The sequence below is a fragment of the Trebonia sp. genome, from assembly GCF_049794275.1.
Classification (GTDB): domain Bacteria; phylum Actinomycetota; class Actinomycetes; order Streptosporangiales; family Streptosporangiaceae; genus Trebonia.
This window is the reverse complement of the sequence record NZ_JBARCR010000394.1, coordinates 1-2,958: the sequence shown is the minus strand read 5'-3', so window position 1 is coordinate 2,958 and position 2,958 is coordinate 1. Positions and strand designations below refer to the sequence as shown.

At 70.6% G+C, this 2,958-nt stretch carries 2 protein-coding genes; one reads left to right on the top strand and one right to left on the bottom strand.

The genetic code is table 11. The features are described 5' to 3' along the window. A partial coding sequence (locus WA805_RS10710) for an APC family permease (RefSeq protein WP_425242261.1) occupies window positions 1-1,256 on the bottom strand: 1,256 nt, incomplete at its 3' end. A gap of 142 nt (window positions 1,257-1,398) precedes the next feature. Here WA805_RS10710 and WA805_RS10705 point away from each other — a divergent pair. Continuing rightward, window positions 1,399-2,958, top strand: a 1,560-nt coding sequence (locus WA805_RS10705; RefSeq protein ID WP_425242260.1) for a sensor histidine kinase, incomplete at its 3' end; no start/stop codon positions are given.

Here is a 2,958-nt window from a genome sequence, read left to right as displayed (position 1 = left end):
GCGACCAGCAGGATCAGCGACACCACGGTGAGCACGATGATGCCGTTGGACAGCGCCAGCCGGTGGCCGCGCTTGGTCAGCCAGCGGGGCAGGAACGAGTCGCCGGCGACGAAGCTGGCCAGGAACGGGAACCCGCTGAAGCTGGTGTTACCACCGGTAAACAGGATCAGCGCGGTCGCCGCCTGGACCACGAAGTACATGAAATGCGCGGAGCTGCCGAAGACGGTGTTCGCTTCCTGCGCGAGCACCGTCGGGTAGCCGGCCTCGTACGGTATCGCGTGCGTGACGTGCGACAGCCAGGAGATGCCGCCGATCAGGAAGGCAACGATCGAGCCCTGGGTGACCAGGATCTGCCGGGCGTTGCGCCCCTCCGGCGGCCGCAGCGCGCTGACCGCGTTGGACACTGCCTCGATACCGGTCAGCGAGGAGCCGCCGTTGGCGAAGGACCTCGCCAGCATGTAGATCATGGCGAAGCTGAACAGCCCGGCCGTGCTGTGCCCTAGCTGGTATGCGCCAGCCTGCACGGTGACGTGCGGCAGGCCGACGGTCACCTCGCGGATGAGGCCGATGATGATCGTCAGCCCGACCGAGACGGAGAAGAGGTAGGTCGGCAGCGCGAACGCCCGCCCGGCCTCCCGGATGCCGCGCAGGTTGCCGTAGCACATGATGGCGACCGCGATCACCGAGATCACGATGAGGATGTACGGCCCGATGACCGGGGTGTTCGCCAGCTGCGGGAACGCGGAGACGATCGCCGCGCTGCCGGCCGCGACCTGCACCGCGACCGTGACCGTGTAGTCGATGAGCAGCGCGACCGCCGCGACCTGCGCCACCCGCGGCCCGAAGTTCTCGCGCGCCACCACGTAGGACCCGCCCGCCCGGGTGTAGACGGAGACGACCTCCCGGTAGGAGAGCACGACGAGTGCGACGCCGGCCAGGATGACCAGGGTCACCGGCAAGATCAGCGTGAACGCCGCGACGCCGACAATGGGCACGAGCTCGATCAGCATCTCCTCGGTGCCATAGGCGGCCGAGGAGATGCCGTCGGAGGAGAGCACGCCGAGCGCCAGCGGCTTGGACAGCCGCTGCTCGGACATCTGCTCGTTGACCAGCGGCGGCCCGAGGAGCTTGCGCTTGAGCTTGTACCCGAACGTCTCGGACAGCACGTCGGGCACGTCGGCGCCGGTGAATTCGTCGGCGTGGATGCCTTCGGCGAGCTGGGTGCCCTGCGGCGCCTGCGGTAGGTGATTTCTCATCGCGGCCTTCACGCTAAGCGCTGCAAAGATTGATGACCGTAAGTGCCGCGTTAAGCGTGCTGAGCTGGCCGTTAAGGATGTATCAAGATCGTCAATCTGCGGCCTGGCGGGCGGTGGAATGGCAATCGCGATGACTGGCACGATGACTGGTAGACGCCGCGACGACACGCTGCGATGGGGCCGTCAGGCAGCACGGCGCCTGGCGCGCCGACAGGGACTGTCGGCGCCGTACGCGCTGCCTGTGGGGTTCGCGGCGCTGTTCGCCCTGGGCACGATCGCGGCGGCGCTGAACGGCCGGCTGCCCGCCATCGGGGTGCTGGTCGTGAGCGCGGTGATCGTGACGGTCATCTCGGCGGTTTCGGAGGTGAACGCCGCCGTGCCGCTCGGCGTCATCGGCTGGCTGACCGTCGTCGGGTTCTCCCGGCCGCCGTACGCGGACCTGCGGCCGACCGGCGCCACCGCGGCGGACGCCGCGATCACGATGGCCGCCTGCGCGCTGGCCGGCGCCGTCGCGGGCTGGATGTTCCGGTACGCGCAAGTACAGGTCACACTAGAAAGCGTGGACCGGCAGAAGGAACGCGGCATAGACCTGCGCAGGCAGCTGGCCGGCGCGGCGCTCGCCGTGGCCGGGCTGCCCGCGCTGACCGCGCTGCTCGTCGCCTGGCGCGGGCACCTGAACCTCTCCGACGACCTGCTGATCTACCTCGTCGCGGTGGTGGCGGTCACGGTCGTCGGCGGGTTCTGGCCCGCGGTGTTCGCCGCCGTGGCCGCCAGCCTGCTGCTGAACTGGTACTTCACCGCGCCGCTGCACACCTTCACGATCGCCGAGCCGAAGAACCTGCTCGCGCTCGTGCTGTTCGTCACGGTCGCCGTCGCGGTCAGCAGCGTGGTTCACCTCGCCGCGCGACGTGAAGCGGACGCGGCCCGCAGCGCGAAGGAGACCGCGTCCCTGCTCGCCCTGGCGCAGACCGTGCTCGGCGGCGACGACACGCCCGCCGACGTGCTCGACCACCTCACCGCCAGCCACGGCGGCTACGCCGAGCTGCTCGAACGCGTCGCGGGCCGCTGGATCCGGATCGCCTCGAGTGGCGCGGCCGGCCAGGACGCGAGCGTGATCAGGTTCGAGGTCCGGCCCGACCTGGCCCTTGAGGTGCGCGGGCAGGCGGCCAGCGCGACCGCCTCCCTGCTCGCCGGGTACACCGCCCAGGCGGTCGCGGCCCTGGACCGGGCCCGGCTCCGCACCCAGGCCGCCCAGGCGGAGGCGCTCGCCGAAGGGAACCGGATGCGCACCGCGCTGCTCGCCGCGGTGAGCCACGACCTGCGCACACCGCTGGCGTCCATCAAGGCCAGCGTCAGTAGCCTGCGGCAGACCGACGTGCACTGGACCGAGGAAGACGAGGCCGACCTGCTCGCCAACATCGAGCAGAACGCCGACCGGCTTGACGCGCTTGTCGGCAACCTGCTCGACATGAGCCGCCTGCAGACCGGCTCGCTGGCGCCGTTCCTGCGCGCCATCGCCGTGGACGAGGTGGCCCCCGTGGCGCTGCGCGGCCTCGACGGCGGGGACGCGCTGCAGATCGTGGTGCCTGACGATCTTCCGCTGGTGCGGGCCGACCCGGGGCTGCTCGAGCGGGTGCTCGCCAACCTCTTCTCCAACGCGCTGCGGCACTCGCCGCCGGACAGCCCGCCCGCGCTGCTGGCG